The sequence below is a fragment of the Deltaproteobacteria bacterium genome, assembly GCA_016931625.1.
GTDB lineage: Bacteria > Myxococcota > XYA12-FULL-58-9 > XYA12-FULL-58-9 > JAFGEK01 > JAFGEK01.
In genome coordinates this window covers 34,857-42,468 of record JAFGEK010000164.1, presented here as the reverse complement: position 1 = coordinate 42,468, position 7,612 = coordinate 34,857, and the positions used below count along the sequence as shown (strand labels likewise).

At 39.4% G+C, this 7,612-nt stretch carries 4 protein-coding genes; 2 read left to right on the top strand and 2 right to left on the bottom strand.

Annotation, left to right across the window (positions count from 1 at the left end):
• Positions 1-174: 174 nt before the first annotated feature.
• A complete protein-coding gene (locus tag JW841_14235; GenBank protein ID MBN1962096.1) occupies positions 175-2,628 on the top strand; it encodes a DNA internalization-related competence protein ComEC/Rec2 in 2,454 nt (817 codons plus the stop codon).
• A 14-nt stretch (positions 2,629-2,642) separates the two neighbouring features.
• On the opposite strand, the gene trxB is transcribed toward JW841_14235, so the two are convergent.
• On the bottom strand, positions 2,643-3,581 hold the full coding sequence (trxB, locus tag JW841_14230; GenBank protein MBN1962095.1) for a thioredoxin-disulfide reductase: 939 nt from the start codon (positions 3,579-3,581) through the stop codon (positions 2,643-2,645).
• Positions 3,582-3,625: 44 nt separating this feature from the next.
• Between trxB and JW841_14225 the strand changes: the two genes are divergently transcribed.
• Positions 3,626-3,862 carry a hypothetical protein gene (locus JW841_14225; protein MBN1962094.1) on the top strand — a complete coding sequence of 79 codons (237 nt, stop codon included), beginning with the start codon at positions 3,626-3,628 and terminating at the stop codon, positions 3,860-3,862.
• A gap of 23 nt (positions 3,863-3,885) precedes the next feature.
• Here the strand turns inward: JW841_14225 and metH are convergent, their stop codons facing one another.
• A complete protein-coding gene (metH, locus tag JW841_14220; protein MBN1962093.1) occupies positions 3,886-7,575 on the bottom strand; it encodes a methionine synthase in 3,690 nt (1,229 codons plus the stop codon).
• Positions 7,576-7,612 lie beyond the last annotated feature (37 nt).

The window sequence follows — 7,612 nt, the reverse complement described above, 5'->3', positions numbered from 1 at the left end:
TACGTGTACTTTTTGTAAATTATCTTGATATTTCAACTAACTATAAACGGTTAATCGGCCTGAGCAATTTTTGAACGCGCACCCGGCAACTTATTTTTAATATCTGCGAATAATATAATATTAAAGTAAATACTAGCGCCGTAGTATTTTGTTGTTGTTTTTTTTGGGGGGGGGATGAGGGCGACTAATTATAAACAACGCTTAATTGAAAATATTTTATCAGCACCAATGCTTGCGGTATTTGCGGCAATTGCCACAGGCATATTAGCCGATGATTTGCTTCAAATATCAGTAGAGTTTCTAGCTTTAGCATTGTGCGGCTTATTGTTGCTTTTGCGTAGGGCGATAAATCGACGATGCGGAACTTTTATTGTTACATGGTTTGGTTTTATTTTACTTGGAGCATTTCTTGCGGCTACTGATGAATTACCACCACCAATTCAAGTACATTGTATTGATGCAACTGATTATTGGCATGCTCGTGTAGCTAGGGTAGTTGGTCGAGTAACTTCGCCCACCACTAACAATATGGGGCGATTGGTTCATCTAGATTTACTAGCACAACGATGTGGTGAAACATGGTTAGCACGAACGGGCAGAGTGAGTATAAAACTATGGCAAAATGAACGTATTGCAAGCGGTGATGAAATCACCCTTCGTTTAACAATAGAACCATTAACATTACGACGTAATCCGACTGATCCTGATCCTAAAATCATTGCTCGACGAGATGGTCTTTCGGGACGAGCAATCGCTAAATCACCATATGCTTTTACTAAACGAGCCCAAAGTTTAAGCGCCTTCATAGATAGAGCTAGGGATAGTTCAAGTGAAAGATTTGAAAATCATTTTGAAGCAAAACATAGTGCGATTGCTAAGGCGTTATCAAATGGCGATCAAAACGCTATTAATGCTGAGATGCGAGAATATTGGTCAGTATCTGGTTTAACTCATTTACTTTCTGTTAGTGGTCTTCATATTACTTTAATAGCTACTTTAGTGTTTATCATCGTTAGTCAATTGCTTCTACTCATTCCGCGTTTTGCAGAACGCTGGTCGGTAAGACGTGTGGCCGCTATTATTGCAATACCACTTATAATTTTATTTTGTTGTTGGGCTGGTTCGCCTTCTCCTGCAGTACGGGCCACGATAATGGGTGTAGCATTTTTATGTGGTATTGCTATTGGTCGACCAAGTTCAGTAATTAATGCAGTGGGTATAGCAGGAGTATTAATACTTATTATTATGCCAGTAAGCCTTTATGACTTAAGTTTTATATTTTCGTTTGTAAGTATTTTGTTTCTATTGCTATTGCCTCGATTAAAAACATCACAAAACTTATGGCATCGATTAGGTCGTTTTGCTGCCAATTTAATACTTGCCTCAATAGTTGCAACATTAGCGACTTTACCAATAGCAGCATATTATTTTGGTAGAGTGTCTTTAATTGCACCGTTAGCAAATCTAATAGGTGTACCAATTGGGTCGGCAGTGGCAACACCTGGTGCATTATTGTATTCTCTAATTGCGCCAATATCAGAAATGTTAGAACAAATACTTCGTATAGGACTTAAAACAACACTAATTGTACTCGATAGTCTTATAACTTATTTAGGGTCAAAAACCTGGTCAGCAATTGATGTTGCCGCACCAACTTATTTTGAAATGATAGTATATTATATTGGTTTGCTTACTATAGTCATAAAACCCAAAAAACGACTTGCGCAGTATATTGGAATAGTTGTTTGTGTTATTGTTTGTAGTTCATATTATTGGCGGTTAGGGCCAGGGCATCATCATAATGGAAAATTAGTTGTACAGCAATTGTATGTAGGTCAAGGTGATGCAGCTTTAATCCAGCTACCGGATAGAGAAGTAATATTAATTGATGCTGGTGGTTCGCTTAATGCAAAAGGTTTCGACCCTGGTCAACAGACTGTGGCACCAATGATGCGACGTTTAGGTATTCGTACAATCGATTTAGCAATGGTATCTCATCCACATCCAGATCATTTAGAAGGTTTTGCATATATAGCTAAGCATTTTAAAATAAAAGAATTATGGTGGAGTGGTAATGGAGCAGACTTACCAACTATGAAATTATTAATAAAGGCAGTTAAAGAGAATGGGGGAATAATTAAATTAAGTGCCCAGTTAGCAAAAATCCAGAAACGAGGCAATACTACTATTGAGTTATATCATCCAGGTCATAATAATGATGAAGATAAATCTCTGTTCGACCCAACACTTAATGACAATGAAAATTCAATAGTATTACGGTTACAATATAAAAAATATTCGATTTTATTTACAGGTGATATTGAGGCGAATACAGAGAGTAAATTATCTGAGAGAGTTCCAGTAGTTGATGTTATAAAAGTCCCGCATCACGGTAGCAATACTTCATCAACAAGAAAATTTATTACTGCATTAAAACCAAAAGTGGCGATAATCTCAGTTGGGGCTAACAATCGTTTTAACTTCCCGAGAGCTGAAGTAATAGAGAGGTATCAGACATATAACGCTGAAATATTTAGAACGGATCAAGATGGGATGATAGAAATCGTAACTGACGGTAATAGTATTATTATAAATACTAACAGTGGGCGTCGATATGAGATACCCTAGATTATGTGGAGTTTTTATGATTCTAGCCAACGCTCTGCATCGATAGCAGCTTGACAACCACTACCAGCAGCAGTGATTGCTTGTCGATAGACATGGTCTTTAACATCACCAGCAGCGAAGACACCTGCTACACTGGTGTACGAAGAATTACCCTTAGTTTTGATATAGCCAACATCATCAAGTTCAAGTTGACCAGAAAAGATGCTAGTATTTGGTTGATGTCCAATAGCGATAAAAACACCTGCGACAGGTTTAGTAATCACTTCATTAGTTACTACATGACGAAGACGAATACCTGAAACTTGATCATCTCCCAGGATTTCTTCAACTACCATACTGGTTAATAAACTTATTTTTGGGTTTTTACGGGTGCGATCTTGCATGGTTTTTGAAGCGCGGAATTCTTCACGGCGATGCACTAACCAAACAGTGCTGGCAAAGCGAGTCAAATAATTTGCTTCTTCCATGGCAGTATCACCGCCACCGACTACAATCAAATCTCGATTACGAAACATTGGCAGCGCACCATCACAAGTCGCACAGGCAGAGACACCGCGATTTAGTAAGCGTTTTTCACTTTCAAGCCCTAAATATCGAGCAGAAGCGCCAGTTGCGATGATAAGTGCCAAAGTAAAGTAGTCTTGTTGAGCTACAGACACCTTAAACGGATGTGAAGATAAATCAACAGCGTCGACATCTTCAGTTATAAATTGAGTCCCAAATCTTTCTGACTGTTTTTTTAAAGCGCCCATTAACTCAGGGCCACTGATGCCTTCAGGAAAACCTGGAAAATTTTCAATTTCAGTAGTAGTTATTAATTGACCACCAGGGGAGCCACCTTTTATAAAACCCTCAAACATTAGTGGCTGCAAATTTGCACGAGCTGTATAAATTGCAGCAGTATGGCCGGCAGGGCCTGAACCAATAATGATTACTTTTTCAGTAGTAGTCATGCTAAGAGTTCCTGTAGTTTGCATTTAATTTTTATGTGCGTAGCGTGCTGCGAGTAAGAATGCAATTGTTAAAAAACATTAAGTTAGCTTTGTATTCAATTGCCATATTTATTGAACTAAGTTTTGACGGTTTAAAAGATGCAAAAGAACGCCATGAATTAAAAAGTGTTATTACTACTTTATCATTACCTGATGAGACAGTGGATAACATTAGAGCAGCAGCAACAAAAATTCTTGAAAATTCAAACGAATTTAAAGAGTTTGTGAATAATCCATTTTAACCAGCACTATTCGTTAGTAACAACTATAGTATTGGTTCTAACCAATGTTTTACCTCGTCAATATCCATATTTTTTCGTTTTGCATATGCTTCTAATTGGTCTTCGCCAATTTTACCAAGGGTAAAATAACGAGCCGCTGGATGATTAAAATATAGGCCACTCACCGCTGCTGCAGGCCACATAGCATAGTTTTCAGTTAGGGTGAGACCGATATTTTTTTTGACGTTGAGTAAACGCCAGAGTAACTCTTTTTCAGTATGATCTGGGCAAGCTGGATAACCTGAGGCCGGTCGTATACCGCGATAACGTTCATGTAATAAATCTGTAAGTGATAAATTTTCATCTCTGCCAAAACCGCAATCGCGGCGCGCTTGAGCATGTAGCATTTCAGCACAAGCTTCAGCCAAACGCTCGGCAATAACTTTAATTAAAATTGCATTATAATCATCTTGTTGCTTTTTATACTGAAGTGCTAATTCATCAACACCAAACCCTGTGGTAACCGCAAATGCTCCGATATAGTCACATAGTTTACTGGATTGTGGTGCAATAAAGTCAGCTAAAGCATACAAATTTACGTGACCGCGTTTAGTCTGTTGGCGTAAACTATGCAATCGCAGTAACTCGTTTGTTAATGTATCATCAGTATAAAGTATAATGTCATCACCAGTGCTCTGTGCAGCAAAGAAGCCGTATACTGCGCGAGCCTCAAGTAAATTATCATGTAAAATATGTTCTAATATTGCTTGCGCATTAGCGAATAATTCACGTGCGGTTGGGCCGATGTCAGGTTTGTCTAATATTGCCGGATAAACTCCTTTGAGTTCCCAAGCGTGAAATAGCGGTGACCAATCAATATATTCGGTGACTTCTCTTAAAGAGGGTGTAAAAGTTTTTACTCCTAAAAAATATGGTTTGGCAATTGTAGAATCATTAAATTGCAATTTAGGTGCAAGTTTTTGTGCTTCACTATAAGCAATGATTGGCAAGTTTTGATTGTTTAAAAAATTTTGCCGCAATGATTCTTGCGCTTGTCTGATGCGATCAATCGCACCTTGTTTTTGGGATTGATTAAGTAGCTCATTAACCACCCCTGAAACTCTTGAAGCATCAGCAACATGTACCGAAACCGCATCATAGGCAGGTGCAATTTTAACCGCAGTATGTTTTTTATTAGTGGCAGCACCGCCAATTAATAACGGAATACTTAAACCTTCACGTTGCAACTGGGCAGCAACATGAACCATCTCATCAAGAGAAGGTGTAATTAGGCCTGATACACCCACAATATCAGCTTTATGCTCGCGCGCGGCAGCAACGATTTGTGCAGTAGGTACCATAATACCCAAATCAATTATACGATAGTTATTGCAAGCAAGCACCAGGCCTACAATATTTTTACCAATATCATGCACGTCGCCTTTAACCGTAGCTAATACAATAGTTGCGCGTGCATTAGTGCGATCTTTGGCGCTGTCCATAAAAGGCTCAAGTATTGCTACCGCTTTTTTCATTACTCGCGCACTTTTTACTACTTGCGGTAAGAACATTTTACCCGCACCAAAAAGTTCACCAACAACGCTCATACCGGCCATTAATGGCCCTTCAATAACTACTAACGGATTGCCAAGAGTTTGATGAGCTTCATTCGTATCTACTTCGATATAAGTATCATCACCTGAAATTAGGGCATGTTTTAATCGTTCAGTGACCGATTGTTGTCGCCAAGCATCATCACGTTTGGCGGTACGGGAGGAAAGATTAGCATTTTGAGCATAAATAATTAATCTTTCAGTCGCATCAGATCGGCGATTGAAGATAACGTCTGTCAATAATTCGCGTAATTCACTTGGTATTTCATCATAGATGGCAAGCTGGCCAGCATTAACAATGCCCATGTCAAGACCAGCTTCTATTGCATGATAAAGAAATACCGCGTTAAACGCTTCACGTATTGCATCATTACCACGTAAGGCAAAAGATACATTTGATATACCACCGCTAAGGAGTGCGCGTGGAAATAATTGTTTGAGTTGGCGTAAAGATTCGATAAAGGCAACGCCATAATTATTATGTTCTTCAATACCTGTAGCTAAACTTAAAACATTTGGATCAAAAATAATATCTTCAGGTGCAAAACCGACTTGCTCGGTTAATATATGATAAGCGCGAGATAATATTTCAATACGGCGCTCGCAAGTAACTGCTTGGCCTCGCTCGTCAAAAGCCATAACTACAACAGCAGCGCCATAGTGTAGTACTATAGAGGCTTGCTTAATGAATTTTTCTTCACCTTCTTTTAGTGAAAGTGAGTTAACAATACCTTTGCCTTGCAAGCATTTTAGCCCTGCTTCAATAACCGCAAAATCAGAGCTATCAATCATAATTGGCAAGCGAGCGATATCAGGTTCAGCACCTAAATAATGTAAAAAGCGCTGCATTACTTGAGGTACATCAAGCAATCCTTCATCTACATTCACATCAATAATATTTGCGCCACCTTGTACTTGGTTGCGAGCAATCTCAAGTGCAGCTTCATAGTCGCCTTCTTTTATTAACCTGGCGAATCTTTTTGAGCCTGCAACATTAGTTCGTTCACCAATAACAATAAAGTTGCTATCTGGCTGCAGGGTTAACAATTCAAGACCACAAAGAAGGGTTGCCGCCTTAATGGTTGGTTTTTGGCGCGGCTCAATATTTTTTACTGCGTCAGAGATGACGCGGATATGTTCAGGGGTGGTACCGCAACAGCCACCGACAATATTAACTAAACCTGAATGGGCAAACTCTGCAAGCACATTGGCAACATGTTCAGGTGTTTCGTCATATTGACCAAAGGCATTAGGTAAGCCAGCATTGGGTATACAGCTAATGTAACAATTGGCAATAGCTGCCAATTCTTCAAGGTACGGACGCATCGCCGCAGGGCCGGTTGAACAATTTAAACCAACAGCAAAAGGATTTGCATGAGCAATTGAGGTGAATAATGCCTCAACCGTTTGTCCAGCTAATGTTCTGCCACTTTTATCTACGACAGTGGCTGATGCAATTACTGGTAAATAAGTATTGCGCTCAGTAAAAACAAGGTTAATGGCAAATAATGCTGCTTTAAGATTTAAGGTATCAAAAACCGTTTCAGGTAAAAGAATATCAACACCACCATCAAGTAACCCTCGTACTTGCTCAGCATAGGCCTTACAAAGCTCATCGAAACTAGTATTTCTTAAACCAGGGCGATTTACATCATAAGGTAATGAAGCAGTTTTGTTGGTGGGGCCGATAGATCCAGCTACTAATCGTGGACGACCTGGTTTTGCTTGCATGGCAGAGTCTGCAGTGGCTCGCGCGATTGCAGCGCCAGCTTTGTTGATATCATAAACTCGGTGTGCTAGGCCGTAATCAGCAAGCGAAATGGCCGTGGCATTAAAGGTATTGGTCTCGATTATATCAGCCCCAGCATCAAAATAACTCTTATGCAAAGAACTAATAAAATCAGGATTAGTTAGGCACAGTATATCATTGCATCCTTTAAGCTCTTGTTGATGGAGCGCAAATTCTTTACCACGAAAATCATTTTCACTAAGTTTGTAGGATTGAATAAGCACACCCATTGAACCATCTACGATTACGATACGTTGCTTAAGTAGTGTTTCAAGCGTGGCTATTGCTTTTTGCCCACGCGATTCATCAGGGTTTAAAGAATTTTGATGCATAGGGTAAACATAGGGGTTAGTGGCTAATTGTGCAACC

What these genes read in the sequence shown, in the direction of transcription:
- metH (MBN1962093.1), bottom strand. Translation starts at nt 7,575, where the DNA reads ATGCATCAAAATTCTTTAAACCCTGATGAATCGCGTGGGCAAAAAGCA.
- JW841_14235 (MBN1962096.1), top strand. Translation starts at nt 175, where the DNA reads ATGAGGGCGACTAATTATAAACAACGCTTAATTGAAAATATTTTATCA.
- trxB (MBN1962095.1), bottom strand. Translation starts at nt 3,581, where the DNA reads ATGACTACTACTGAAAAAGTAATCATTATTGGTTCAGGCCCTGCCGGC.